Below are 26,940 nucleotides of genomic sequence, written 5' to 3' on the forward strand. Positions count from 1 at the left end.
AGGCCCGCGTTGAAAAATATCACCCTTGACATGCAATCTGTGGATTTGAGCGATGAGCAGTATTTCCAGCTTTGTCAGGCGAACCGCGACCTTCGTTTTGAGCGTTCTGCCAAGGGAGAGCTGATTATCATGCCTCCGGCTGGCAGCAACTCTTCACACCGCAACATCAAGCTTTCCCAGCAATTGGCCAACTGGTCGGACACCAATGGGCTGGGCATCGAATTTGATTCTTCCGGCGGCTTCAAGCTGCCCAACGGCGCCGACCGCTCCCCCGATGCCTCCTGGGTGCGACGGGAGCGCTGGGAGGCGCTCACCCCCGAGGAGCAGGACCGCTTCGCGCCCGTGTGCCCGGACTTTGTCGCGGAGTTGCGCTTCAAGACCGACTCGCTGAAGGAACTGCGGCTCAAGATGCAGGAATACATCGACAACGGCGCTCTGCTGGGCTGGCTCCTCGACCCCCAGACGCGCAAGGTCGAGATCTACCGGCCTGGCCTGCCCGTCGAAGTTCTGGACAATCCCGAACGACTGTCCGGCGAGCCGGTTCTACCGGGGTTCGTGCTGAATCTGGCTGCGATCTGGGCTTGAAGACTACAAGGTGTTCAGCCGGAACACCCGACGCTGTGAGGACTGCCCGTACAATACGGAACGGCCGGTTTCAACCTGCCTGCTGCCGTTGTTCGAGGATTCCATGCTTCGTCGCTCGCTCGTCCTTTCGCTGAGTCTGGTTGTTTCGTTGATCGTTCCCTTTACCCCCATCTCTGCCCAGACCCAACCCATGCTCGGTTTCGACGCGGCGGGCACCGAGCGCGAGCGCAAGCTCGAAGCCCAGTTCGACAGCCTCATCGACAAAAACAACCTTCAGAACTGGACCAGGAGGCTCGCGGCCAGACCTCATCACGTCGGCTCCCCAGTTCAAAAAGAACACGCCGAATTTCTGGTGGCCCAGTACCGCAGTTGGGGCTATCAGGCGGAGATCGAACGCTTCGATGTGCTCTTTCCAGTGCCTGTGACCCGCTCGCTCGAACTGGTGGCCCCGATGAAGTTCAAAGCCAAGCTTGCCGAACCGCCCCTTAAGGAGGACGCTGGTACGGCCCAGGCCGGGCAGTTGCCCGTCTACAACGCCTACTCCGCCGACGGCGATGTGACGGGCGAACTGGTTTACGTCAATTTTGGCGTGCCTAAGGACTACGAAGAACTGGAGAAGCGCGGCATCGACGTCAAAGGCAAAGTCGTCATCGCCCGCTACGGCGGCTCCTGGCGCGGGATCAAGCCGAAGGTGGCGGCCGAGCGCGGGGCAATCGGCTGCATCATCTACTCGGATCCTAAAGAGGACGGTTACTTCCAGGGTGAGACCTACCCCAAAGGCCCCTGGCGCAACGAATACGGCGCCCAGCGCGGCTCGGTGGCCGACATGCCCACCCACCCCGGCGACCCGCTCACCCCAGGCTCAGGCTCCGTGCCGGGCACCAAGCGCCTGGCACGCAAAGACGCCGCCACGATCGTCAAAATTCCGGTACTGCCCATTTCCTATGCCGATGCCCTGCCCTTACTCAAAGCGATGGGAGGGCCGCTCGCTCCCCCTGAGTGGCGCGGGGCACTGCCGGTGCCCTACCGGCTTGGAGCGGGACCGGCGAAGGTGCGCTTGAAGCTGGCTTTTGACTGGCAACAGGTGCCCGCCTACAACGTCATCGCCAGACTGCCGGGGGCAGAGCTTCCCGACGAGTGGATCATCCGCGGCAACCACTACGACGCCTGGGTACTCGGCGCCCACGATCCGATTAGCGGCACGGTGGCGCTTATGGAAGAAGCGCGGGCGATTGCAGCACTCACCAAAAGCGGTTGGAAGCCGAAGCGCACGATCGTGTACGCCCACTGGGACGGCGAGGAGCCGGGACTTTTGGGTTCTACCGAGTGGGTGGAAACCCACGCGGACGAACTGCGCAAAAAAGCGGCAATCTACATCAACACCGATTCCAACGGCCGGGGCTTTCTGGAGATGGGCGGCTCCCACACCCTGGAGCGCTACTTCAACGAGGTGACCCGCGATGTGATCGACCCTCAAAAGCAGATCCCCGTCAAGGAGCGGGTGCGGGCGGGGCGGATCGTAGGCGGCAGCGGTGAAGCGAGGCGCGAGGCGCGCGAGCGGCCGGATCTGAGGCTCGCGGCGCTTGGATCGGGATCCGACTTCACGCCTTTTTTGCAGCACCTGGGAATCGCCAGCCTCAACTTGGGCTACGGCGGCGAAGGCCGGGGCGGGTCGTACCACTCGAGCTACGACTCGGTGGCGTACTTCGAACGCTTTATCGACCCCGGCTACCGCTACGGCACCACCCTCGCCCAGACCACCGGCAGGCTCGTGCTGCGCGCCGCGAACGCCGAGGTGCTGCCCTTCGATTTTGTCGCCTTCGCCGACACGCTTGAAAAATACCTCAAAGAAGTGACCGCCCTCGAAGGTGAATTGCGCGAGGCCAGCCTCGAAAAGAATCGCCAGATCGAAGAGAAGACCCTCGAAGCGGCCTACGATCCGACCCAGCCCTACGTGCCGCCCAAGGCCGACGCGCCCGTTCCGGCCATGGATTTTGCCGCCCTCAAGACAGCCGCCGCCGCTTTGAGAGCCAGTTCTGAGCGCTATCGCACCGCCCTGGACAGCCTTGCCGCGCGGCCCCTGCCCCCCGCCGCCCAAAAAGAAGCGGGGGCAGCCCTGATCGCCACCGAACGGACGATGCTGCGTGTTGAGGGATTGCCCCGCAGGCCCTGGTTCCGTCACCAGATCTACGCGCCGGGGCTGTACACCGGCTACGGTGTCAAGACGCTGCCGGGGGTGCGCGAGGCGATGGAGGAGCGCCAGTGGAGCGAAGCGCACGAACAGTCCGCCATCCTTGCTGCCATCCTGGAGCGGGTAGCAGGTCAGATAGATAAGGCCACCGGAATTTTGCGCCCCAGTCAAACTACGTCTGCTGCACGGTAGATGCCGTCCTGCCGCCGGTTGTCTAGGATTGTGGACGGGGCGTTCCCTGCGCTCCAGGCCATTCGCAGGCGGGTGGACCATGGTGGAAGCCGCGGTATTGTTTCAGCCTCCGGGCTTCGTCCGCAAGAGCGCCTTCAGCTCCAGCGGCCGGATCAACTATTACGAGTCCTGTCCCGCAGCCAACCCCACCGCGAAGACGATGGTGTTCCTGCACGGCTTCGGGGGTGGGTCTTCTTCTTATGAATGGTCGAAGGTGTACCCGGCCTTTGCGGCCGACTACCGGGTGCTCGCCCCGGATTTGCCCGGTTGGGGCTTCTCCGAGCATCGCGACTCCGAGTACGGCAAAGAAGATTACCTGAGGGCGATTGGCGAATTTCTAGCCGACGTGGCGAGCGGCCGGGCGATTGTGATCGCCTCGAGTGTGGTTGCAGCTTTGACCTTGCGGCTTTCGACCGAACAGCCCGAGTACTTCGAGGCGATCGTCGCCATGAATCCGTCGGGACTTTCGGACTTCGGCAAGCCTTACGACGGCAGCTTCTTTGGTTTCGTGGGCAACCTGCCGGGGATCAACCAGTTTGTCTACTCGCAACTGATCACCACCACCGGCGGGATCCGCGATTTTTTGCGCCGCTCGCTGTTTGTGCGCGAAAACCGGATCAGCGAAGAGATCGTGGATGCCTACCACGCCTCGGCCTCGGAACCGAACGGCCAGTACGCCGCCTACTCGTTTCTCAAGGGCAACTTCAGCTTCGACCTGGCCGAATGGATGCCGCGGCTGACGGTGCCGGTGGCCATCCTCTGGGGTGCCCAATCGAAGTACGCCTCTCCCGATACGGGTGAGCGCCTCGCCGCCTTGAGCAACCAAGTCCGCTTTTTTAAAGCGATCGAAGACGTGGGCCTCACACCTCAACTGGAACTGCCGGCCACCACAGCATCCGCTATCCGCGAAGCCCTCGCCACCCTTGCCGCCGCCGCCTGAGCAACGGTTTTCCCTGGCACCTGGTGTTGCACGACAATCTGTGGGGCGAGAGGTGGAACCCCCTTCGGGTTCCCCTCTCGCGCTCTCCTCCTCCCCGCGTCGAGGGGCGTGCCACCCCCCCGACACCCCCCCGGACTTAGCGGCATGGTGGGCGGGAGAGTCGGTGGGTGGGATCGGTTTATTCTTCCAGGGCCTGCACGACGCGTGTCGACTGCGGCGATGGGGCTGGCTGGCCGTTGGGCTGCAGAAGTGTTGAGAAGTGAGGCGGTGAGGGCAAAGGCTATGGGAAACCTGATGGTCAACGGTTTCCCCCTAGCGCCTGATATATATCAATACTGCAATCTCCGCACCAGCAGCGAAAAGACTACCACGCCAAAAGCGGCGACGGCGAGGATGGCATAGTACAGCAGAAAGTACGCGCAGAGGGGCGCCCCCTCGAACGGGAGGCCCGACCAGAACAGATCGATCATGGTGATGCTCGCTGGTAAATGTGGCGATTACGGCTCTCTTGGCTGCCTTTGTCCGCAATTTACGGCTTGCAAATTCAGCAAATGCGGCCCGTTGTTCCACTTTCGCGGGCGGCACAGCTCGAAATAGCACTAAAATGGTCTTGTATGACGGCAGGTAACAGCCCATGATCCGCATCACCCGGCAGTCAGACTACGGCATCGTGCTGGTAAGCCATCTGGCGGCGCATCCTGAGCGCAGCTTCGGGGCGCCCGAGTTGGCGGCCCAGGTCAACCTGCCGCTGCCCATTGTGCGCAAGATCCTCAAGCTGCTGGCGCGTGAAGGGTTGTTAGTCTCGCAGCGCGGCGTCAAGGGCGGCTACTGCCTGGCGTTGCCGCCGGCGGTGATCTCGGTGGCCGATGTGGTCACGGCCCTCGAAGGGCCGATAGCACTCACCGAGTGCATCGAAGATGCGCCGGGGGGCGGTTGCGCCCACGAGGCGGTCTGCCCCCTGATGCCCAAGTGGCAGCGCATCAACGCCGTTATCCAGCAAGCCCTCTCAGGCATCAGTCTCAGCGAACTGATTGCTCCCTGGCCTCAGGAACTACCCGTCCTGTCCCACGCCGCACGCCCGGTGCCGGCGGCTGTCCAGACACCCCTACGCTGATCTTACGGAGCGACCATGACCACTTCGACCCAGACGATTGAACAACTGGCGGGCAAGGAGTACCAGTACGGATTTGTCACCGACATCGAGCAGGAAACCGTCCCGCCCGGATTGTCGGAGGAGGTGATCCGGCTGATTTCTGCTAAGAAGCAGGAGCCTGAGTTCATGCTCGAATGGCGGCTGAAGGCTTACCGCCACTGGCTTTCGATGACGACACCCGAGTGGGCCAACGTGCACTACCCGCCGATTGATTATCAAAATATCGTCTACTACGCCGCCCTCAAGCCCAAAACCGACGGTCCCAAGAGTCTGGACGAGGTGGACCCGGAGCTGTTGCGCACCTACGAAAAGCTGGGTATTCCTTTGCAGGAGCGCGCGGCCCTGGCCGGGGTGGCGGTCGACGCGGTTTTCGACAGCGTCTCGGTGGCCACAACCTTCAAAGACAAGCTCGGGGCGATGGGCATTATCTTCTGCTCGTTTTCTGAGGCGGTGCGCGAGCATCCCGAACTGGTGCGCAAGTACCTCGGATCGGTGGTGCCGACCGGCGACAATTTCTACGCCGCGCTCAACTCGGCAGTCTTCACCGACGGCTCGTTCGTCTACGTGCCCAAGGGGGTGCGCTGCCCGATGGAGTTGTCTACTTATTTTCGCATCAACGCCAAGAACACCGGCCAGTTCGAGCGCACGCTGATCATCGCCGACGCGGGCAGCTACGTGAGCTATCTCGAAGGCTGCACCGCCCCGATGCGCGACGAAAATCAGCTGCACGCGGCGGTGGTGGAGTTGATTGCCCACGACGATGCCACCATCAAGTACTCGACCGTCCAGAACTGGTACCCGGGCGACAAAGAGGGCAAAGGCGGCATCTACAACTTCGTTACCAAGCGGGGCCGCTGCGAGGGCCGCAACTCCAAGATTTCCTGGACGCAGGTGGAGACGGGTTCGGCCATCACCTGGAAGTACCCGAGCTGCATCCTCAAGGGCGACAACTCCGTGGGCGAGTTCTATTCGGTGGCGCTCACCAACAACTACCAGCAGGCCGATACCGGCACTAAGATGATCCACATCGGCAAGAACACCAAAAGCACGATCGTCTCCAAGGGCATCTCGGCGGGCCACGGCCAGAACACCTACCGCGGGGCGGTGAAGATCTTGAGCGGTGCCGATGGGGCGCGTAACTACTCGCAGTGCGACTCGCTGTTGATTGGCGAAGATTGTGGGGCGCACACGTTTCCGTATATCGACGTGCAGAACCCGACGGCGCGCATGGAGCACGAGGCGTCCACCTCCAAAATCGGCGAGGACCAGATTTTCTACTGCAACCAGCGGGGCATCGCCACCGAGGATGCCGTGTCGATGATCGTCAACGGCTTCTGCAAAGAAGTGTTCCGCGAGTTGCCGATGGAATTTGCGGTCGAAGCCCAGAAGCTGCTCGAAGTCAGCCTCGAAGGCAGCGTCGGCTAAATGGAGAACCACCCTATGCTCGAAATTACCAACCTGCAGGCGCGGGTCGAAGGCAAAGCGATCCTCAAAGGAATAGATCTGACCGTCCGCCCCGGCGAGGTGCACGCCATTATGGGTCCGAACGGCTCGGGCAAGAGTACCCTGGCCGGGGTGCTCGCCGGGCGCGAGGAGTACGAGGTGACCGGCGGCGCGGTGCGCTATCTGGACCAGGATTTGCTCGAACTCGCCCCGGAGGAGCGCGCCCGCGCGGGACTTTTGCTGGCCTTTCAGTACCCGGTGGAGATTCCTGGCGTGAGCAACGTCTATTTTCTAAAGGCGGCGCTCAACGCGCTGCGCAAACATCGGGGCGAAGGCGAACTGGACGCGGTCGAATTTTTGGCCCTGGTGCGGGGGAAGCTCAAGACCGTGCAGATGGCCGAGAGCTTTTTGCGCCGCTCGGTCAACGAGGGCTTCTCCGGGGGCGAGAAAAAGCGCAACGAAATTCTGCAGATGGCGCTGTTGGAACCGTGCCTCGCCATTCTTGACGAGACCGATTCGGGCCTCGATATCGACGCGCTCAAAATCGTGGCGGATGGTGTGAATGGCCTGCGCTCGCCCGAGCGCTCCTTTCTGGTCATCACCCACTACCAGAGGCTGCTCGATTACATCGTGCCCGACTTCGTGCACGTGCTGATGAACGGCCGCATCGTGCGCTCGGGTGGGCGTGAACTGGCCCTCGAACTCGAAGAAAAAGGCTACGGCTGGCTCGAAGCGGAGGTGACCGTCGGTGCCTAGGGAGTCTGCCATGCCCGCTGCAATCGAAAAAAACGTGTTCGTTCCCGACTTCGAGCCTTTTATTGCCGCTCGCCCGGGCGAGGCTGAAGCGGTGCTTGCCTCGCGGCGCGCGGCGATGGGACGCTTTGTACAGCTCGGAGTACCCCATCGGCGCCTGGAGAACTGGCGGCACACCGATCTTTCGGCCCTCACGAAAAACCGGTTTACCCTCGCAGCCGAACCGGTTTCCATCGATCCGGTTCAGTTGGTTCCCTACACTTTTTCCGGTGCGCGCGAACTGGTATTTGTGGACGGACTTTTCAGCGCGGAACTGTCAAACCCCGGCAAAGCGCAGTCTGGTCTGCTTCTGGGCAGTTATGCCGAGTGTCTGCCAGAGGATGCGCTGCGGTGGGCGGTTGCTCCCGAGGCCGCCGAAGCGCTCGAAGCGCTCAACGGGGCCTACTGGCAGGACGGGGCGTGCGTGGATCTGGCGGCCGATGCCCGCGTCGAAGAACCGATTCACCTGCTGTTCATCGCCACCGGGGCCGATTTGCCCCTCGCCCAGTTTGTGCGCAACCGGATCACAGCCGGGCCGGGCAGCCGGGCCACGATTATCGAGACCTACGCAAGCCTCGGGGCGGGTGTGCATTTCACCTGCCCCGTCGGCGCTGTCGATGTGGGAGCCGACGCCGACCTCGACCACTACCGCCTCGGGCAGGAGAACGCCGCCGCCTTTCACCTGGCGACCTCGCGGGTGCGCCTTGGGCGCGACGCCCGCTTCAAGTCTCTCGCGTTCGTGGCCGGTGGCGGCCTGGTGCGCCATGACTTGTTTGCCGAACTGGCCGGTCCCGGCAGCGAAGCGACCCTGCACGGACTCTATCTGGCAGGCGGCACCCGGCACGTCGATCATCATCTCTGGGTGCGCCACAGTGCCCCCCACGCGGCAAGCCGCCAGATCTACAAGGGTATCCTCGCCGGCCGGGCGCGCGCCGTCTTTAACGGCAACGTCTTTGTTGCCTCCGAAGCGGCCAAGACCGACGCAAAGCAGACCAACCGCAACCTGTTGCTCTCGGACGCAGCGCTGGTGCACTCCAACCCCCAACTGGAGATCTACGCAGGGGATGTGCGCTGCACCCACGGCTCCACCGTGGGACAACTCGATGAAGAAGCACTCTTCTACCTGCGCTCGCGCGGCCTGGATGAGGCGCAAGCCAAAAATCTGCTGACCCGCGCCTTTGCAGGCGACCTGTTCGAAGATATCCGGCTTGCCGCCCTGCGCGACCGGCTGGAGACCCTTTTGTACACCTGGCTCTCCTTTGAGGCCGGAATTGCCGGAACGCAACCATGACCTTCACCGCCCAAGCTCACCGGACCCTGACTCCCGCCGCCGTCGAACGCCTGCGCGCCGATTTTCCGATTTTGCGCCAGACCGTCTACGGCAAGCCGCTGGTTTACCTGGACAACGCCGCCACCACCCAGAAGCCCCAGGCGGTGCTCGACGCCATCGCCGCACTCTACACCGGCTATTACTCGAACATCCACCGCGGCGTGCACCACCTCAGTCAGCTTTCTACCGAAGCCCACGAACAGGCCCGCATCAAGGTGCAGCAATTTATAAACGCCCAGAGCGATCGCGAGATCGTCTTCGTGCGCGGCTGCACCGAGGGGATCAACCTGGTGGCCCAGACGTTTGGCCGCGAGCGCGTCGGTCCGGGCGACGAGATTGTCATTTCCGCCATGGAGCACCACTCCAACATCGTTCCCTGGCAGATGCTCTGCCAGGAAAAAGGAGCGATCCTCAAAGTGGCGCCCATCGACGATCGCGGCGAAATCATCCTTGAAGCCTTCGAGCAACTCCTGGGCGAGCGCACGAAGCTGGTGGCGGTGGTGCACCTGTCGAACGCTCTGGGTACGATTAACCCGGTGGCGCGCTTGATTGAACTGGCCCACACCCGCGGCATTCCGGTGCTGGTGGACGGCGCCCAGGCGGTGTCCCATATTGCCGTGGACGTGCAGGCGCTCGACTGCGACTTTTACGTTTTCTCGGGCCACAAGCTCTACGCGCCTACCGGCATCGGCGTGCTCTACGGCAAGGCGGAACTGCTGGAGGCGATGTCCCCCTGGCAGGGCGGCGGAGACATGATCCGCTCGGTCAGCTTCGAGAAGACGATCTACAGCGACTTGCCCTACAAATTCGAAGCGGGTACCCCGGACATCGCCGGGGCCATCGCCCTGGGTGTTGCCGTCGACTATGTGCAGCACATCGGCCTGGAGGCGATTGCAGGCTACGAGCAGGAACTGCTCGATTACGCCACCGAAGCGCTCAGCGCCATCGACGGCGTCAAGCTCATCGGTACCGCCCGCGATAAGGCGAGCGTGCTTTCTTTTGTGCTGGCCGGGGTCCATCCCCACGACATCGGCACGATTCTCGACCGCAAAGGCATCGCCGTACGGGCGGGCCACCACTGCGCCCAGCCGGTGATGCAGCGCTTCAAGGTGCCGGCCACCGCCCGCGCCTCGTTCGCCTTTTACAACACCCGCGCCGAGGTCGATGCGCTGGTGGCGGCAATCCAACAAGTGCAGGAGATGTTTAGCTGATGTTCTCGGATCTGCGCGATCTCTATCAAGAAGTGATCCTCGACCACTACAAGCGTCCGCGCAATTTCGGATTGCTGGAGGCGGCCAACCGCGAGGCGGAAGGCCACAATCCGCTCTGCGGCGACCAGGTGACCATTTATCTGCAGGTCGAAGACGGCATCGTCAAAGACATCCGCTTTCAGGGAGCCGGCTGCGCCATTTCGACCGCCTCCGCCTCGTTGATGACCGACGCGCTCAAGGGCAAGTCCGTGCAGGAAGTCGACACCCTGTTCGAGCGCTTCCACCGGCTGGTGACCGACAGCAGTGCCGAGGCCGGCCCGGAGTTGGGAAAACTCGCGATCCTAGCGGGGGTGCGCGAGTACCCCGTGCGCGTCAAGTGCGCCACCCTTGCCTGGCATACCCTACAGGCCGCCCTGCGCGGAAGCGGCGCGGTGACGACGGAGTAACCACCATGAACAAAGACAGTGAACTGCAATCGCAGGTGGTCGAAGCCCTCAAGGGGGTCTACGACCCGGAAATTCCGATCAACATCTACGACCTGGGCCTGGTCTACGACGTGAGCGTGGCCGCGGGCCACGTCGCGGTCCAGATGACCCTCACCGCTCCGAGTTGCCCGGTGGCGGGCTCGCTGCCCGGCGAAGTCGAAATGAAAATCCGCGAACTGCCGGGGGTGGTCTCTGCCCAGGTCGAACTGGTCTGGGAACCGGCCTGGACCATCGAACGCATGCCCGAGGAAGCCAAACTCCAACTAGGCCTTTTTTAACCCGGCCCGGCCATACGGCCAGTAAGACCGAACCCCCGGCTGGACGCTCGTCCAGCCGGGGGTTGGGTGTATTGCAGCAGAGATACAGGACTGACGTTGTAGCGGTATGGAAGGGGGGTATTCATCTGCGCAATGTGGTCCGGAAAGAGCGCCACTGCGAGCGCTATCGGGGATCCCCTGGCAGTGCCCTGAGCCAGGGCACTGCACTGATTCAACACACCCAAGCTGACTCTAGCCACGGTCAGCACCTGCGTCCTCAAGAGCGGGCCGGAGCGATAAGTCTGTTGTAAGGTTAACCAGCCAACGTCAGTAGAACGTCAAAACAGCGTGAAAGTCGCGTGAAACTACCGACCATTTGTCAGCGGGTTGACGTATCGTTGGAGCGACTATCCTCACTACACTACGAGCGGAAAATCTTGACACGGCTGGCGATCTCACTGCTCGGTCCGTTTGAAGCGACGCTGGATGGGCGGCTGTTGCCGCATTTTGCCTACGAGAAAGTGCGTCTTTTATTGGCATATCTGGTCGTCGAGGCGCGCTACGTCCACCACCGCGACACCCTCGCGGCATTGCTCTGGCCGGATCAATCAAGTGCCGTCGCCCGCGGTAATCTGCGCAAGGCCCTGCTGTCGCTGCGCCAGGTGTTGGGGGATCATCTGGCCCAGGTGCCGTTTTTGATCGCTACCCGCAACACCATCCAGTTCAACCGGGCCGGTGATTTCACCCTGGATATTACGGCGTTTATCGCACAGCTCGACGCTTATGCTCAACGACAGCCCAACGACGACTCTGCGGTCACCGGTCGTGTGTTGCTTTTGGAGCAGGCCGTCGCCCTCTACCGCGGTCCTTTTCTGGGCGAGGCGAATCTGCCGGGCTGTGAAGCGTTCGAAGACTGGGCCGTTCCGATTCGGGAACAGTTGCACTTGCAGGCGTTGGCGGCCTGCGCGGCGATCACCGCCTACTACGAACAACAGCGCTGCTGGGAACAGGTGCAGCGTTACGCCTGGCGGCAACTCACCCTCGAACCGTGGAACGAAAATGCCCACTGCGCATTGATGCGGGCCCTGGCCTATAGCGGGCAGCGTGGAGCAGCACTGCAACAATATGAGCGCTGCCGCAAGGTACTCGCCGAGGCGCTCGGCGTCTTGGAGGCGGAGCCTGCCACGACGGCGCTGTACGAACAGATCCGCAGCGGCGCCCTGGGGCCGCCGGAGCCTGCAGCCCTGGCTTCGAGCGCCCCAGGGCGCCGAGCAGTTCCGGGGCCGGGGAACTTGCCGGCACCGCTCACGGGACTGGTGGGGCGGCAGCAGGAGATCTTGGCGGCGGGGGAACTGTTGACGCGCGAAGAGGTGCGGCTGGTGTGCTTCACCGGCGTGGGCGGTACCGGTAAGACGCGACTGGCGTTGGCGGTAGCCCAGGCGCGTCGGCAGAACTTTGCAGAGGGCGTCTGGTTCGTAGGACTCGCGGCCCTGGACGATGCGGCACTGCTGCCGGTGGCAATCGCCCACGCTCTGGCGGTGCAGGAGTCCGGCGCGGGGACGCTCCTGCAGCGCCTGGTCGCTTTTTTGCGGGAGCGGCAGGCGCTGTTGGTGTTGGATAACTTTGAGCACATCACCCAGGCCGCTGGGATCGTCGCCGAGCTGCTTTCCGCTTGTCCGCTGCTCAAAATATTGATCACCAGCCGCACGCGATTGCGCCTGTACGGCGAGTGGGAGTTTGGCGTGCCCCCCCTCGCCTTGCCGACTTCTGAAGGGCCGCTCACTTACGAGCGAATCTGCGCGTCGGAGGCGGTACAACTTTTTGCCGCCCGCGCCGAGGCTGCTCGGCGCGACTTTGTGCTGACCCCGGCGGTGGCTCCGGCGGTGGCGGCCATCTGCACCCACCTCGACGGGCTACCCCTGGCCATCGAGTTGGCCGCAGCCCGCAATGCACGGCTTGACCCGCCGGCCCTGCTGGAGCAACTCGACAAACGCCTGCCGTTCCTGGTCGATGGTCCCGCCAATGTCCCCAACCGCCACCGGACCTTGCGCCAGGCGATCGCTTGGAGCTACAACCTGTTGCCGTGCAATGAGCGGCAATTGTTCCGGCGATTGGGGGTCTTTGCGGGCGGCTGGTCGGTGGAATCCGCGCTGGCCGTCTGCAGCGATCCGGACGACAGCGGGCGCGACCCGGCGGCAGAACTGCTCTCGCTTGCCAATCACCACCTGCTCAAGCAGGAGCCCGTCGCTGAAGCAGAAAGGCGCTTTGCCATGCTTGCGACCCTCCGCGAATACGCTCTGGCGGAGCTGGAGGCCGCAGACGAGCTAGAAGCGGTGCAACAACGGCACGGCGAGTATTTTCTGCAGTGGGCGACAGCTTCCGAGGCGCACCTGCGGGGCGCGCAGCAGGGGAGCTGGTACCGCCGGTTCGCAGTCGAGCACGAAAATTTGCGGGCCGCTTTGCACTGGACCTTTGCCCACGGGCGGGCGGAGGCAGCGGCCCGCCTGGCAACGGCGCTGTGCCGGTTCTGGTGGTTCTGCGGCCATTTGAGCGAGGGTCGGCGCTGGCACGAGGCGATCCTCGCCCGGCGAGAACATTTGTCCGGACCGATACTGGCCCGGTTGCTGGCTGGCGTCGGTATGCTGGCGCTGCGCCAGGGCGATGCGGCGCAGGCCGCAGTCTGGTACGGCCAAAGCGAACGGTTGTGTCTCGAACTGCGGGACACCGCCGGTCTGGCCGTGGCGGCGGCGGGCCTCGGGATGGCGGCCTACTACGGGCGGGAACACGCCGCGGCCCAGGAGCATTTCGAACAGAGCCTGATTCGCGAGCAGGAGTACGGCTTACCCCTGGCCGAGGTGGCGCTGGCCCGTTTTTTGCGCGCGGCCGTGCAGTTTCATACCGGCAACCCGGCCCGGGCGCACAACTTACTGTTGGAGGCTCTGGAGCATAGCCGCACCCTGGGCGAACCGTTCGTCACGGCACTCTGTCTGGCGGGCCTGGGGCAGATCGCTCTTGCGACGGGTGAGTACTCGCGTGCAGAGCAGCAGTATAGCGAGGCTCTCGCCCTGCTCGAAGATCTCGATGCGCGCGAAAGTTCAGTCAGTTGGGTGCTGGGCGGTCTGGCCGCTCTGGCCGCCGTCCATGGCCGGTCGATGCGTTCTGTGCGGCTCTATGCCGCAGCTGAAGCCCTGAGCGAGGCGTACGGATCGCCCTTGGGTCCGGAGGTACAGCACTTCCACGAGCCGTTTCTGGCTTCCGCCCGCACCCGGTTGGGCGAGGCGGCGTTCGCCTCGACCTGGCTTGTGGGGCGCGCGCTCACCCGCGAAGCCGCCTTTGCCCTGGCCCGACAGCACGCCGCCGGTGCAGAGGCCCAAGAAAACTGAACTCCATGCCCTGACCTCTTGTATGGCCGATGTAGTCATCGGCATTGGCAGGCAAAACTACACACCAAAAGTGGTCAAGAATGTACTACTGGCATTATTGGTGCTCAGCTGGTGACAGCTGGTGTTGTTGTTGCTATCCTTGAAACATGGGATGCGAGAGGGAGCAATCGATGGACGAAACAGCAACGCCCAAAAACACCCGCATCATTGTCTACCTAAGACCGCCGGAAGCCGAGCTACTAAAGGAGCTTCAGAAAAAGACGAAAGTCTCTCAGAGCAATCTGATGCGCATAGCATTACTGCTGTTTGCCAAACAATTTGCTGAGCAGGGTTCTGCCTTAGTCGAGAGCCTTGAACTAGACCCATAAAGCCCGGGCATAGTTACCCAGACATCTCATGTAAATGCTTGGGGAAGAGTTTTATATTCAAAAGAACCAACAGGAGACTCATAATGAATGTCCATGCTCCTAGGGGCGGAATTCACTTACCTGCAACGGTTCCGCTCACCTTTCAGATGACCGGTATTGATTTGAATGAATACTCACACAAGGCAGCTTTTCGCTTTACGGATGTATGCAAGCCAGTTGTATGATCTTCCAACAGAAGGGGAAGATTGTACATCAATGGGGATGGTCTTCAATACATTGCTGCGCACAATAAAGAGAGCGTTGATATCCTTTGCTCCGACGAGCAGATCATGAGTTGAGTACAAACAGTTCATCAACAATAACAGGAGTCAAGCAATGTTTATAATCGTCAACCTGCCGAATGAAAGATTTCTGATCTACAGGGCTCTTTCAGTGAGTCTGCGCGCATTCAAGACTATTGACGACATCGAAAAATACTGCAAGGGTTTTGCTGGTAACAGGCTGGATGTAGTGGGTTACTTGCTGGAGTTTACCCTTATCGGCTTTGTCGAACAAAGCCCCGAATTTGCCTACCGTCTGAAACTTGACTCAGACAGTCTGAAACTGCTCGATGTTTTAGAGGAATCCTTATATCTGAATCCGGATACTGGAGCCGAGGAGGTAGATAATGACATTGCAAAAATTCTGGAAAAGAATGGCATAGAGAACATTCCCAAAAACAGAGCAGAGTTTATCAGAGAGCATCTTCTCGATGGCTCTTTCAATGATTCTCTAGAGGTGGAGGAGGCTGCAAAACCTAGTAAGCTCGCTGAGTGTGAAACTTCTGAAGAGCGAGAAACGTTCATTGAGCGTGTGGAGCTAGCCGAAAAAAGCTCAGGAGTTTATGAGGCTGGATACAGAGCGCTCTCTGGGCTTCAAACGTTGTATGGAGCGGCAATTAAGAAAGGGGACCACCCCCTGGCTCTAGCTACGCACAAATCTATCTTCGACTTGGAGCATGAACTTCTGAGTAGGGGACTTTACTCGCACAGCTGACAATGGCAGCAGTAGGATAATCGGCCTCACGAGAGAATTGCTCAAAGGCGTGCTGAACCTGTCATATCGGCTCCGTTAGTGTGGCCATGTTTGGGTAAGGTGTCAGGAGACACCTCATTTCGCCCGAAACAGATGGTTGTGCTCAGGGTGGTACAGCCGGGAGCGGGACGGGGCGGCTTCCAGGGCAGGGCTGATCACGTACAGGGTCGTGCGGGTGAGCTTCTCCTCGCGCGTCGTGCGGGCAAGTTCACCCAGGCGGGTGCGCACGATGCGCTCGTCGGGCCAACCCAGGCGGTAGCAGACGGCCACCGGTGTTTCGGGTGGATAGTGGGCCAGCAGACGCTCCTCACACTCGGTGGCGTGGTGGGCGCTCAGATACAGGCACAGCGAGGCGCGGTGGGCCGCCAGGCCCGCCAGTTCTTCGGCGGCGGGAATGCCGGTACGGCCGCTCGCCCGCGTCAGGATAATCGTCTGCACCAGCCCCGGCACGGTCAGTTCGACTTTGAGAGTGGCGGCAGCGGCCTGAAAGGCACTGATCCCCGGCACGATTTCAAATTCGATCTCTGCTTCGACCAGGGCCACCATCTGCTCGTGCACCGCCCCGTAGAGGCACGGATCGCCCGAGTGCAGCCGCACCACCCGCCGACCGGTCTGCACCCGCGCGAGCAGATCCGGCAAAATCGCTTCGAGGGTGAGCGAGCGGGTGTCGATGCGTTCGGCCTCGGGCCGGCACCAATCGAGCAATCCCTCCGGCACCAGCGATCCGGCGTAGAAGACGGTGTCCGCGAGGGCGAGCAACCGCTGGCCGCGCACAGTAATGAGATCCGGATCGCCCGGACCGGCACCAATAATTTGAACAGGATGCAAAGTCGTCATGTAGGTTGCTGTCCTTCGATTTGCCGCTTTACCCAGGCCCGGAAATTGGCGATGGCCACTTCCTCCTCGGCCGCGCCGAGCACCGCCTGCAGATCGGCTGAGGTGACGAAAGGAAACAGGCCGCTGCGCACACTCGACTGATAACTCCCTTGCTGAAACCGGTGGATCTGCAGCCGACCTGCACGGTACAGCCAGACTTCGGGAACGCCCAGGGCAGCGTAGATGGCAAGCTTGTTGAGCGAAGAACTAGTCACATCGATCTCGATCACCAGATCCGGCGGTGGATCGACACCCAGGTTGATGGGTCTGCGGCGGACCAATGGAGCGTTGTAGATGTAATAAGACTTGTCGGGCTCGACGCCCGCTGCAAGGTCCGCCCGGCGAAAGGTGGTCGAGCCGACACTACGCACGGGCAGTTGCAACGCTTCAATCAGCACGTAGGCGCACCGCCCCAGCATTTCGGTCTGCGTTTCGTGTTCGTCTGAAGGTGTCACGACTTCAAGATCCCCGCGCCAATACTTTAAACGGACGCCGCGCGTCTCGGGCAGTTCGGCCAACAGCCGCTCAAAAGTCTCCCAACTAACGTTCCTGAGCAGGCTGCAGGAGGAGAAATCTTGTGCCAGGCTCTGCATTGTCAAAATCTCCCGATGTGGGACCGGCTAGGCTTCGATGTTATCAACCGTAACTCCCGTTCGCTCAGCTCCCGCCACCGGCCGGGGGCGAGATCGCCCAGGCTGAGCGCACCGATCGCCACCCTAACCAGCCTGAGGGTCGCATAGCCCACCGCCGCCGTCATCCGCCGCACCTGGCGGTTGCGGCCCTCGGTGAGGGTGAGCGCTATCCAACTGGTGGGAATGCTCTTGCGCACCCGGATGGGCACCGGGCGCTCCGGCAGGTCCGGCTCGGCAATCGCCACAGCTGTCGCCGGGCGGGTGCGTATCCCCTGGATCTCGACTCCCGCCGCGAGGCGCCCCAGCGCTTCGCCGTCCGGTGTGCCTTCCACCTGCACCCAGTAGGTGCGCGGGTGGGCGAAGCGCGGATCGGTCAGCCGATGGGCCAGGGCGCCGTCGTCGGTCAACAGCAGCAGCCCTTCGCTGTCGCGGTCGAGCCGCCCCACCGGGTAAACGCCGGGAATATCTATATAATCTTTGAGCGTATGCCGTCCTTCTCCACCGCTAAATTGGGTGAGCACGTCGTAGGGCTTATTGAAAAGCAGATAGCGCAGCGGAACCCCTCCTGTACAAGTGTTTTGACCTGCAAACCATTATCAATTCACCAAAACGTTACGGCCATTACAACGGCCTGCCAATCGGCTGCTACGCTATTGCCCATCTGCGGACAGCGTATACCCTGTTCTCCTGCAAATTGGGGAGTAAAGGGGCGCTTCGCTCAATCGAAGGAGTGGACGGTTCATGAACACATCATCTCGCTTGGGAGGCGCCCTTGCCTGGGCGGTTCTCCTGCCCGCATTCACCGCGGTGCCTGCGGCTTATGCCGGACCCGTCGCCACGGTAGCGGCCAACAGCCAGACGGTCTCCCTCGAAGGGGCCAAAGCACTGCTCGATCAAAGCCGGGGTCGGGCGGCGGACTTGCAGGCCCGACCGGCGTTGTGGGACTGGACGGCCCCGGTGACAGCCCAGGCACCGACGCCGCCTCCGGCACCGACCCCGGCCGAACCAGCCCCGGCCGACCAGCCTGCCGACGAAACGACCGACATTCTCGATGAAGTCTCGGTGACGGCCACCCGCCGCCTCACCCGCCAGCGGGACATCACCGCCACGACTTATTCCGTTAAGCGGGAGGACTTTGCAGCCCAGGGCGCCCAGACGGCGACCGACGCGCTGCAGATTATTCCTGGATTTATTGGTCAGCCGTCTTTGGGCGGCGTGCGCAACGCCGGCGGCAACTTCCTGCGCGGCTTCAACGATCAGCGCTTCTTGGTGTTGCGCGACGGGCTCGCCCAGACCTTCCCCCAGAACGGCCGCTCCGCCGTTGCCCAGTTTTTGCTGGATGATCTCGAGCGCATCGAGGTGGTGACCGGCGGTGCGACGCTTCGGTACGGCTCGGGCTCGGTAGGGGGTGTCATCAACTTGATCACCGAGACGCCCAAGGGGCTCCCTAAGCTGACGCTCGAATACCAGGCCGGTTCCTATGGATTTTCGCGCTACCTGGGCAAGTACGGTGGCGGCGACGACACCTTCAGCTACAACTTCGCCTTTTCGAGCCTGGTAGCCTTCAACAACTATCCCTTCAAATACACCATCCCGAGTTCAGCCCAGTACTACGGACCGACAGTCAACCAGAACTCCCAGGTCACCACCCCCAATATCGATCCGAGTATCTATCCCAACGGCACCAACTCCTTCGGCTATGGCGGCCCGGGCGACCCGGACAACAGCGGCGCCGTCGATCTGTTCGGCTTCATGAAACCCGAGCTTGGCCCACCCATCACCATCCAGGGCATTGCCGACTCCTCCTACAACGCTCAGGACAACTACACCGCCAAGCTGGTCTTCAAACCCGATCCCACCAACCGGTTGACCCTACGTGCCAACCAAGCCAACCGCAACTTTGACGATCAAGGTCCCGGCGCCAATTCTTTCAACAACTGCATCACCGGCTTTTCGGCCGACCCCAACGGCACCATCAGCGGCGACCGCTTCGTGCCGCTCGACCGCAACGGCAATGAAGTAGCCTGCACAGGAGGGCAGTTCGCGGTGGGAACAGCGACCACCCAGTTCCAGTTCGGCTTTCCCAATGCCTTTAATGCCAGCACCGACGGCAGGGTCACTTTTCCGACGGGTGTTCCTTACCCGGCTGCCGAGGCGGCCGTGGGCAACATTTTGTTCTTCCAAAAGCGCAACACCGCCAACACCGACATCTCGTTCAACTGGGATTATGAGCTGACGCCCACGACTTCGGTCAACAGCTACGTTTACTACTTGCGACAGTTGTTTACCACCTTCCGCCCCTCGCCCTACTTCATCAACACCAACATCTTCGGTATCGATCCGACCGGTGCCGGTAATCTCAACCGCATCGATTTTCAGGGGGCGACCCAGCCCTATTCCGACGGCCAGAAGTTCGAAGCACAGACGGCACTCAACTGGCAGCTTTCGCCCGGCCAGAATCTCCAGTTCGGCGTCAACTTTGTCGAAGACCGGGTCAACCAGCAGCAGAGTCGCGGCAGCAGCTTCTTCACTCGGGCCATCGCCCGCACGTCGATTTTTCTGATCGACGACATCAGCTTCAGCGAACAGCTTAAAGCCAATATCGGCTTGCGCTGGACGAGCAGCTCCCAGTTCGGCGAAGTGCTCTCCCCCGGCGTCGGCGTGCGCTACAGCCCGACCAACTGGATTTCGCTGCGCAGCAACTGGTCGCAGGTCTTCAACGCCCCCAACATCGCCGATCTGTACGTGATTTCGGGCCTCTTCATCGACAACCCGGATCTGCGGCCCGAGACCGGCATCACCTACGATGTGGGCATCGACCTTACCCCGGCACCGAACCTGGGTTTCCGGTTCACCTACTTCAGCACCTACCTCAACGACACCTTCACAGCGATCACCTTCGTCAACCCCGACGCGGACAATCCCGATTCGCCGACCTTTCAGTCGCCGATCGTCCAGCAGATCCAGAACATCGCCGGGCAGCGCGCCCGGGCATCGAGGCGGAGGCTAACTGGGCGATTACCAACGAATTGCGCCTGCGGGCGGCATGGACGAACACGGATGCGCGCAATTTCGGCCTGGTAGACTCCATCGTCAACGGAGCCTACTTCTACCAGTATCAAAATGGCAGTATTCCCTTCAACAACCTGGTGGCCACCCTCACCTATGCCAATAAAGGATTGCTAGTCGGTTTAACTGGGCGCTACGATTCGGGCAAGCGGCGTTTCGGGTCCAATGTCTTCGTTCCTTCCTGGGCGACTCTGGATCTGGCGGTCGAAATCCCGATCACCTCCTTTTTCACCCTCACCGGCAACGTCTTCAACCTGACCGATACCCAGTTCGAATTTCTTGACGGCAATCCGGCACCGGGAACCACCTTCCGCGTCGGAGGCCGCTTCGAAATCGGCGGGTAACCCGCACTCCAGCTCCAATCACGATTCGACCGCCCCGCCTGGGGCGGTTTTTGTCTACGCAGGGGCGTATATTGGGGACAAGCGTCCGTGGAGGAGCCCCAATGGTCTCCCTTTCTCCCTTTGCAACCGATATCCATTACCCCAGCGGCGACGGTGAACCTGTGGCGGAAACCTTCGTACACCTCTACGCCATCCTCGTCACCCTGGAGGTGCTCAGGCAGTACCTCGCGGGACGCCAGGCCACGGTGCTTGCCAACCAGTTTCTCTACTACGCCCAGGGTTACCCGAAATTGCGGGTGGCCCCCGACGTGATGGTCATCTTCGATGTCGCCCCGGGTGGGCGCGACAGCTTCAGAATCTGGGAGGAGGGTCAGGTACCGGCCGTTGTCTTTGAGATCACCTCCAAAAAGACCCAGGACAAAGACCTGGAGACTAAAAGGGATCTCTACGAAAGCCTGGGGGTCCGGGAGTACTGGTTGTTCGATCCACAAGGGGAGTGGATCGAAGAGAAGCTGCTGGGTTACCGCTTAGCCCGCATCGAGACGGAAGTGGAACCGACCGATCGCTACATCCGCATCCGCGACGGCCGCAGTGAACCGCTAGGGCTGCGCCTGCAGATCGAGGGTGAGCTGATCGGTTTTTACCGGGAAGATACCGGGCAGAAATTGCTTATCCCTTCAGAGCTGGCTGAGGAGTTGACGCGCGAAAGCCAAGCCCGTCGGCAGGCGGAGCAAAGGGCCGAGGTTCTTGCACAACGGCTGCGGGAATTGGGGGTCGATCCGGATACCCTTTGAACTATCCCCCCGCGCGGCGCCGGACGGCAGGGCGCTATGCCGTTACCGGTCGATTCCAACTTGATAGCATTCAGGGGTAAACCGCCATCTTCCTGTCATGAGTACCGAACAGCGTTTGGACCGTATCGAAAACATTCTCGAAGTGCTGGCCCGCGAAACGCTCTCCAATACCCGCGCCATCGCGGCGGGTGCCGGGGTGGCAGCGGCCAACGCCCAAGCGATTGGGGCCAACGCCCAAGCCATTGCCGCCAATGCCCAGGCGATCGCGCAAATGACCGAAGGTATCCAGCAACTCAAGCGGACCGTGGACTATCTGATGAGCCAGGACGGAGGTGCAGCTTGAAGCATCATCGATTTTCCCCATCTTCCAGGGCGGCGCGTAAAGGCCTGAGGTGCGCGGCATAGTGGCGGGCGCGCCCTACCGAACTGTCGTAGACAGGACGGCGCACCTGGTCGTAACTGGCGGTGTTGACGAAGCGCTCGGATTCCCAGAAGCGCAGGCAGCTTTCTTGCCACTCCAGGCCGCAGAAGGTCACCAGTGCGCGGCTGACGGCTTGCGGATCGGCCACGAGCGCTTCATAGCTCACCTCCAGCATGGGCAGGGGCAATACCGAGCGCCAGTGGGCCATCAGCCGCTCGTACTGCCGATAATAAAAACCCAGGTGCGCCAGATCGCCGCTGTAGGGATGCCTGAGGCCAAAATTTTGGAAATGGCACGATAGACAAGTGTCGAGCGGATCGCGAAGGCAGTGGATGATCCGCGCCCCCGGAAACAATCGCGCGATGAGCCCCAGGTGCAGGTAGTTCTGCGGCAACTTGTCGGTGACGCGCAGGGTGGAGGGCGAGAGTTGCTCCAGACGGTCCAGATAGCGCCGGGCCAGAGTATGCAAAGCTTCCGGCGCGAGTTCGAGGACACCGGCCGGGTAATTTTCAACTGCTGTGGCGAGCATAAACAGGTCGACCAACTCCCCGGCGGCGTGGATACCGCTGTGGCGGGAGAGAATTTGCTCCACCAGACTGGTGCCGGAGCGCGGCATGCCGACGATGAATATCGGCTTTTCGGTGGCCAGGCCCGAGCGGGGTAGTCGGGCCGGCCGCTCGGCGCTGAAAGTCTGAACGATCGCGTCGATCGTCCCGGCCCAGGCGGTCGGATCGAACGTGAGCGGTTCCAGCGCGTGGGCCTGCCGCAGGTGCTCAAAAGCCTCGTCATAGCGGCCGAGCGCATCGTACAGATTCGCCAGCCGAAACAACAGCAGCGCCCGATCTTGCGGGGGGCCGGTCCGCGCCAGCACGCCCGCGAGTACGTCGAGCGCCCGCTCGGATTGCCCCAACCGCTCGCAGACGATTCCCCAGACGATGGCGACGCGCAGGTTCGCGGTGCGGCCGTCGGCTAGAGGAACCAGCAGGTTGCCTGCCGCTTCGTATTCGCGGCGCTTTTCGTGGAGGGAGGCGAGCCCCGCCACCGCCTCCGGATCGCCCGGATTGAGGGTCAGTGCCCGCCGGTAGAGTGCTTCGGCCTCGCCGTGCACCCCTTGCTGCTCAAAAGCCATGGCCAGGTTGCAGAGGATCACCGGCTCGTCGGGGGTGACCGCCAGAGCCTCGCGGTACCAACCGACGGCCTCCTCTACCTGATCCTCGATTTTGCAGATGAGCCCCAGGTTGGCCCGGGCCGCTGCCGAGCCCGCGTCCAGTGCCGCTACCCGTAAGTAATGTTCGCGCGCTTCCGGCAGTCTGCCTTGTTGCTGCAGTATGTACCCCAATCGAAAATGCGCCGTCGCCAGATCGGGGTCAATGGCGAGGGCCTGGCGGTAGCAGCCTGCCGCCCGCTGCCAGTCGCCCTGGGCCATGAGCAAATGGCCTAGTTCCAGGTGCGCCCCGGTGTGGTCGTGGCGGATGGCCAGGGTCTGCTGAAAGGCCGCAGCCGCCCGGCCCGGCGCCCCCAGCCGGGCGTAGGCGACGGCCAACTGGAAGCTGGCCTCGGCAAAATCGGGCTGCAGCCGTAGGGCCTGCTCAAAGCTCGCAGCGGCTGCCTGCAACTGGCCCTGGGAGGCGAGGACAACCCCCAGGCCAAAGTGCGCTTCGACCAGTCCGGGTTCGAGGCGCACCGCCCGGCGAAAACAGCCGATCGCCTCGGTCAGTTGATTTTGCTTGCGCAGTTGCTCCCCGCGCCCGCAGGCGGTGCGGGCATCCTCGACAGTGGACCGGGTAGGGCCGGGTTTGGGACGTTTCGATTTGGCTGCCATCGCCGGGTTCTCGTAATTGGCCTTTGCCGACGGACTTTGCTGTCAGAATGATACGGACATATTGATTGTTAACCGACTTGTGCACTGTCCGACCACAATTTGTTCACGCTGATCGACAATTCAAGTCCCAATCTGGTATTAGACTAAAGAATCCCGCTTTCGCAAGGTGGGACTCATGGATTTCCACTGTGGTATGGAGTGAATGGAAATGAATAATACGATCCAACGCAAGTTGGGATCAGGTTTAGTCTGGGCGGCACTGCTGCCTGCTATGTCCACCGGTCTGTTGAACTCAGCAGCATTTGCTCAACCCGACCAGATTGCCGGTCTGCCCCAAAATGCCGTTGCTCGCGCCGCAGAAGCGAAAAGTCAAACCCTGAGCATCGAAGGGGCCAAGCAGCTTCTCGAAAAGTCCAGCGCTAAAGCTAACGATCTGACTTACCGCCCGGCGATGTGGGACTGGACAACACCCGCCACGGTCCAGAGCGGCGGGGAACCGCAGACCGCCCAGGCGACCCCGTCTACCCCGCCTGCCGCTGAACCGGCACCTGCCGATCCTGCTGCCGAACCCAATGAGCAGACCGATATTCTCGACGAAGTGTCGGTGACCGCCACCCGCAGGCTCACCCGGGCGCGCGACACCACCGCGACCACCTACACCATCAACCGGGAAGACTTCCAGAAGCAGGGGGCCACCACCGTCACCGACGCGCTGCTGTTGGTGCCCGGCTTCGTCGGACAGCCCTCCCTGGGCGGTGTTCGCAACGCTGCGGGCAACTTTTTGCGCGGTTTTGACGACCAACGCTTCCAGGTGCTCAAAGACGGCTTACCCTTGCAGCGTTCCTCCAACAACCGCACCGACGTCTCCCGCTTCCAGGTAGCCGACCTCGAACGCATTGAAGTGGTCACCGGCGGGGCGACGCTGCGCTACGGCTCCGGTGCGGTGGGCGGGGTGATCAACCTCATTACCGAGACGCCCAAGGGGCCGCCGAAGCTGACGCTCTCTTACGAAGCGGGCAGCTACGGATTTTCGCGCTATCTCGCCAAGTACGGCGGGGGCGACGACACCTTCAGCTACAACCTGGTCTTCACCAGCACCGTCGCTTTCAACAACTATCCCTTTTCTTACACCCTGCCCAACTCCGCCCAGTTCTATCCGCAGGGCACGCTCGTGCCGAACCCCAACTTCGCCTCCGACCCGGAGAACCAGCCGGAGACGGTCGACCTGTTCGGTTATCTGCAGCCCGAAGTGGGACCGCCCATCAAGGTACAGGGGACGGCCGATGTGGCCTTCAACGCCAGCGACACCTACTCGGGCAAGCTGACCTTCAAGCCCGATCCGAGCAACCGCCTGACTTTCCGGGTCAGCCAGCAGAATAGCCGCAACGCCCAGAACGGGCCGGGAACCTACAGCTTCAGCACCTGCTTCGGCGGGCCGAGCGCTTCACCCAACGGCACGTTGAACCTGGAGCGCTTCTTGCCCCTGGACGCCAACGGCAACGAGGTCGCCTGCAGCCCGCAGCGCTTTTTGGTCAACACCCGCTCCAACCTGCTGACCTTCGGCGGCTCTCCTTTTACTTATACCCAGTCGCTCTCGGGGGTGCCTCTGGCCCCCGGGCAGGCCTACCCGACGGCGGAAGGGGCGATTGGCACCATCGACTTTTTCGCGGTGACCAGCCAGTCACAGACGGAAGTGGCCCTGCAGTGGGACTACGACATCACCCCGACCACCAGCCTCAACAGCTACATCTACTACTTCAAGTTCTCCGGCAACGGCAGCCGCCCCCCCCAGTTCGGCGTCAATACCAATATTCTGGGCGGCGCTCCCGCTCTATCGCTCGGTCCGCTTTCCCAGCCCTTTTTCGAAGGCCAGCTCTTTGCCATCGAGTCGGTGCTCAACCACCGCTTCAGCCCCGGCGGCAACATCCAGTTTGGTGTGAACGTCCGCGAGGACCGTTCCTACCAGCAAAAAGCGGGCGGCAGCACCTTCTTCGACCGGGCCTTCACCCGCTCCTCGGTCTTCGCCATTGCCGACATCAGCTTCAGCGACCAGTTCAAGGCCAACCTGGGCGCCCGATTCACCTACTCGAACCAGTACGGCACGGTGGGCACCCCGGCGGTGGGTCTGCGCTACACGCCCGCCAACTTCATCTCGTTCCGCACCAACTACTCCTACGTTTTCAACTCGCCCAGCCTGTCGGACCTGTTCGTGGGCAGTCCGCAAGGACCGTTCTTTCAGAACCCGAATCTGCGGCCGGAGGCGGGCGTCACCTGGGACGCGGGCATCGACCTCACGCCGGCCCCCAACGTCGGCATCCGCGCCACCTACTTCAACACCTACCTCGACGGGGTGATCAGCACGGTCGTCTTCCCCAACCCGGACTTCATCAACTTCGCCCTCACCCCCGGATTTACGCCCTTTTTGCAGCAGCAGCGCAACCTGGCCAGCCGTTACGCCTCGGGCCTCGAGGTGGACGCCAGGTGGCAGGTGAATCCCGAGGTGTCGCTGCGGGCGGTGTGGACGAACCAGGACGCACGGGCCTACGGATTTACAGACAGCATCGACCAATCGACCTTCCCGTTCTTCTACGGATTCCAAGATCCCAACATTCCCTTCAACAACGTGGTCGTCTCGGCCACCTACGCCACCAAGGGGCTGACGGCGACACTGCTGGGCCGCTACGACAGCGGCAAGCGGCGCTTCGCTTCGACGGAATATATACCTGACTGGTTCACGCTGGACTTGAACGTGGAGGTGCCGATCACGTCGTTCTTTATCCTGACGGGCAGCGTCTTTAACATCACCGATACGCAGTACCAGTACCTCGACGGCATCCCGGCACCGGGGACAACCTTCCGGGTGGGCGGGCGCTTCGAGATTGGTGGCTGACGTTACCAGCAAGAGAAAACGATTCGTTCGTTGTTTGGGACATAGATTCTGAGCCAGAACAAAAACATCGGTCCATTTGGGCCGATGTTTTTGTTCTGGCATTGTTTCCAATACTGGAGCGATGGGAATGGAAAAACTTGTCTATCTCCTAGACAAGTCAAAGATCCCGAGTCGCAGCACTGGCGAACTCTATCGGTGTCATCCAAACTAGAGAACTATGCAGACGATACTGATTATAATCCGCACACCATTTCGCTAGTTTCTGTTAAGGGTCCGGCGAACTCAAGAACCAGTACTAATTTGATCACTCCTAACAAAACTAACCAATTACCTATTGAACAATCCGTAGTAGGCGCGGTCCAGGTTTACGGGTCTAGTCCAAGAAACTTCAAAAATATTTACAGATCGTCTCAAAAAAACTGTACATTCATTTGTTGAAATTTAAGTGGATATAGTATACCCTCTATTATAGTTTGACCATTCCAATATTTCTACTTGTCTCATTCGAATCTATTCTGGAGTGCAATATGCGGGTAATAGTTGCTGCTGTCTTGTCTTCCTTGATTGCTTTTCCTGCCTTCTCAGCTCCGCAGGAACTGAGCAAGGATTTCGCTACTCTCTCTGATCAGACTGCTTCAGCAATATCAAG

Annotated in this window: 23 protein-coding genes and 1 pseudogene; 18 read left to right on the top strand and 6 right to left on the bottom strand. The window is 61.4% G+C overall.

Annotation, left to right across the window (positions count from 1 at the left end):
- The first annotated feature begins 30 nt into the window (after nt 1-30).
- The 3 genes from GLL_RS07090 to GLL_RS07100 all read left to right on the top strand — a co-directional run bounded on the left by GLL_RS07090 (nt 31) and on the right by GLL_RS07100 (nt 3,947).
- Complete coding sequence (locus GLL_RS07090; RefSeq protein WP_011141366.1) at nt 31-585, top strand: Uma2 family endonuclease; 555 nt, start codon at nt 31-33, stop codon at nt 583-585.
- A gap of 103 nt (nt 586-688) precedes the next feature.
- A complete protein-coding gene (locus GLL_RS07095; protein ID WP_164928760.1) occupies nt 689-2,968 on the top strand; it encodes a M28 family metallopeptidase in 2,280 nt (759 codons plus the stop codon).
- Nucleotides 2,969-3,047: 79 nt separating this feature from the next.
- A complete protein-coding gene (locus GLL_RS07100) occupies nt 3,048-3,947 on the top strand; it encodes an alpha/beta fold hydrolase (protein WP_011141368.1) in 900 nt (299 codons plus the stop codon).
- Between the two features lie 329 nt (nt 3,948-4,276).
- Here the strand turns inward: GLL_RS07100 and GLL_RS07105 are convergent, their stop codons facing one another.
- Entirely contained in the window at nt 4,277-4,417 is a 141-nt protein-coding gene (locus tag GLL_RS07105; protein WP_164928761.1) for a hypothetical protein, read from the bottom strand.
- A gap of 164 nt (nt 4,418-4,581) precedes the next feature.
- Here GLL_RS07105 and GLL_RS07110 point away from each other — a divergent pair, with 164 nt between their 5' ends.
- The 10 genes from GLL_RS07110 (at nt 4,582) to GLL_RS07155 (ending at nt 15,404) form a co-directional block, all read left to right on the top strand.
- On the top strand, nt 4,582-5,061 hold the full coding sequence (locus GLL_RS07110; RefSeq protein WP_011141369.1) for an SUF system Fe-S cluster assembly regulator: 480 nt from the start codon (nt 4,582-4,584) through the stop codon (nt 5,059-5,061).
- A 15-nt stretch (nt 5,062-5,076) separates the two neighbouring features.
- Nucleotides 5,077-6,525, top strand: coding sequence for a Fe-S cluster assembly protein SufB (gene sufB, locus GLL_RS07115; RefSeq protein ID WP_011141370.1), 1,449 nt, complete (start codon nt 5,077-5,079; stop codon nt 6,523-6,525).
- A 15-nt stretch (nt 6,526-6,540) separates the two neighbouring features.
- The gene (gene sufC / locus GLL_RS07120; RefSeq protein ID WP_011141371.1) at nt 6,541-7,299 is read left to right on the top strand and encodes a Fe-S cluster assembly ATPase SufC; all 759 of its coding nucleotides are present in this window, start codon (nt 6,541-6,543) and stop codon (nt 7,297-7,299) included.
- A 10-nt stretch (nt 7,300-7,309) separates the two neighbouring features.
- On the top strand, nt 7,310-8,626 hold the full coding sequence (gene sufD, locus GLL_RS07125) for a Fe-S cluster assembly protein SufD (RefSeq protein ID WP_164928762.1): 1,317 nt from the start codon (nt 7,310-7,312) through the stop codon (nt 8,624-8,626).
- Nucleotides 8,623-9,876, top strand: coding sequence for a cysteine desulfurase (locus GLL_RS07130; protein WP_011141373.1), 1,254 nt, complete (start codon nt 8,623-8,625; stop codon nt 9,874-9,876). The genes sufD and GLL_RS07130 overlap by 4 nt, the downstream gene beginning before the upstream one ends.
- Nucleotides 9,876-10,322, top strand: coding sequence for a Fe-S cluster assembly sulfur transfer protein SufU (sufU, locus tag GLL_RS07135; protein WP_011141374.1), 447 nt, complete (start codon nt 9,876-9,878; stop codon nt 10,320-10,322). The genes GLL_RS07130 and sufU overlap by 1 nt, the downstream gene beginning before the upstream one ends.
- Nucleotides 10,323-10,327: 5 nt before the next feature.
- Nucleotides 10,328-10,639, top strand: a complete 312-nt coding sequence (locus GLL_RS07140) for an SUF system Fe-S cluster assembly protein (protein WP_011141375.1) — start codon at nt 10,328-10,330, stop codon at nt 10,637-10,639.
- Nucleotides 10,640-11,055: 416 nt separating this feature from the next.
- Nucleotides 11,056-14,001 carry an AfsR/SARP family transcriptional regulator gene (locus GLL_RS07145; protein ID WP_164928763.1) on the top strand — a complete coding sequence of 982 codons (2,946 nt, stop codon included), beginning with the start codon at nt 11,056-11,058 and terminating at the stop codon, nt 13,999-14,001.
- Nucleotides 14,002-14,171: 170 nt separating this feature from the next.
- Nucleotides 14,172-14,369 carry a ribbon-helix-helix protein, CopG family gene (locus GLL_RS07150; protein WP_164928764.1) on the top strand — a complete coding sequence of 66 codons (198 nt, stop codon included), beginning with the start codon at nt 14,172-14,174 and terminating at the stop codon, nt 14,367-14,369.
- 375 nt (nt 14,370-14,744) lie between these two features.
- A complete protein-coding gene (locus GLL_RS07155; RefSeq protein WP_164928765.1) occupies nt 14,745-15,404 on the top strand; it encodes a hypothetical protein in 660 nt (219 codons plus the stop codon).
- Nucleotides 15,405-15,518: 114 nt separating this feature from the next.
- On the opposite strand, the gene cobM is transcribed toward GLL_RS07155, so the two are convergent.
- The 3 genes from cobM to GLL_RS07170 are packed head-to-tail and all read right to left on the bottom strand — an operon-like array spanning nt 15,519 to nt 17,505.
- The gene (gene cobM, locus GLL_RS07160; protein ID WP_011141377.1) at nt 15,519-16,280 is read right to left on the bottom strand and encodes a precorrin-4 C(11)-methyltransferase; all 762 of its coding nucleotides are present in this window, start codon (nt 16,278-16,280) and stop codon (nt 15,519-15,521) included.
- On the bottom strand, nt 16,277-16,912 hold the full coding sequence (locus GLL_RS07165) for a Uma2 family endonuclease (RefSeq protein WP_011141378.1): 636 nt from the start codon (nt 16,910-16,912) through the stop codon (nt 16,277-16,279). The genes cobM and GLL_RS07165 overlap by 4 nt, the downstream gene beginning before the upstream one ends.
- Nucleotides 16,913-16,914: 2 nt before the next feature.
- Nucleotides 16,915-17,505, bottom strand: a complete 591-nt coding sequence (locus GLL_RS07170) for a pseudouridine synthase (protein WP_164929616.1) — start codon at nt 17,503-17,505, stop codon at nt 16,915-16,917.
- A gap of 187 nt (nt 17,506-17,692) precedes the next feature.
- On the opposite strand from GLL_RS07170, the gene GLL_RS07175 reads away from it, so the two are divergent.
- The 4 genes from GLL_RS07175 to GLL_RS07190 all read left to right on the top strand — a co-directional run bounded on the left by GLL_RS07175 (nt 17,693) and on the right by GLL_RS07190 (nt 21,501).
- Nucleotides 17,693-20,035, top strand: coding sequence for a TonB-dependent receptor plug domain-containing protein (locus tag GLL_RS07175; RefSeq protein WP_011141380.1), 2,343 nt, complete (start codon nt 17,693-17,695; stop codon nt 20,033-20,035).
- Entirely contained in the window at nt 19,981-20,364 is a 384-nt protein-coding gene (locus GLL_RS23410; RefSeq protein WP_269446172.1) for a TonB-dependent receptor, read from the top strand. Before GLL_RS07175 ends, GLL_RS23410 begins: the two co-directional genes overlap by 55 nt.
- Nucleotides 20,365-20,465: 101 nt before the next feature.
- Nucleotides 20,466-21,158, top strand: a complete 693-nt coding sequence (locus GLL_RS07185; RefSeq protein WP_011141382.1) for a Uma2 family endonuclease — start codon at nt 20,466-20,468, stop codon at nt 21,156-21,158.
- Between the two features lie 97 nt (nt 21,159-21,255).
- Nucleotides 21,256-21,501, top strand: coding sequence for a hypothetical protein (locus tag GLL_RS07190; RefSeq protein WP_011141383.1), 246 nt, complete (start codon nt 21,256-21,258; stop codon nt 21,499-21,501).
- Between the two features lie 4 nt (nt 21,502-21,505).
- On the opposite strand, the gene GLL_RS07195 is transcribed toward GLL_RS07190, so the two are convergent.
- Nucleotides 21,506-23,401 carry a tetratricopeptide repeat-containing sulfotransferase family protein gene (locus GLL_RS07195; protein WP_011141384.1) on the bottom strand — a complete coding sequence of 632 codons (1,896 nt, stop codon included), beginning with the start codon at nt 23,399-23,401 and terminating at the stop codon, nt 21,506-21,508.
- Between the two features lie 271 nt (nt 23,402-23,672).
- Between GLL_RS07195 and GLL_RS07200 the strand changes: the two genes are divergently transcribed.
- Nucleotides 23,673-26,291, top strand: a complete 2,619-nt coding sequence (locus GLL_RS07200; RefSeq protein ID WP_231848417.1) for a TonB-dependent receptor — start codon at nt 23,673-23,675, stop codon at nt 26,289-26,291.
- Between the two features lie 157 nt (nt 26,292-26,448).
- Here GLL_RS07200 and GLL_RS23645 read toward each other — a convergent pair.
- Nucleotides 26,449-26,547, bottom strand: a pseudogene (locus tag GLL_RS23645) (hypothetical protein); the annotation flags it as partial.
- Nucleotides 26,548-26,940: the final 393 nt, after the last annotated feature.

The sequence above is a fragment of the Gloeobacter violaceus PCC 7421 genome (genome assembly GCF_000011385.1).
GTDB lineage: Bacteria > Cyanobacteriota > Cyanobacteriia > Gloeobacterales > Gloeobacteraceae > Gloeobacter > Gloeobacter violaceus.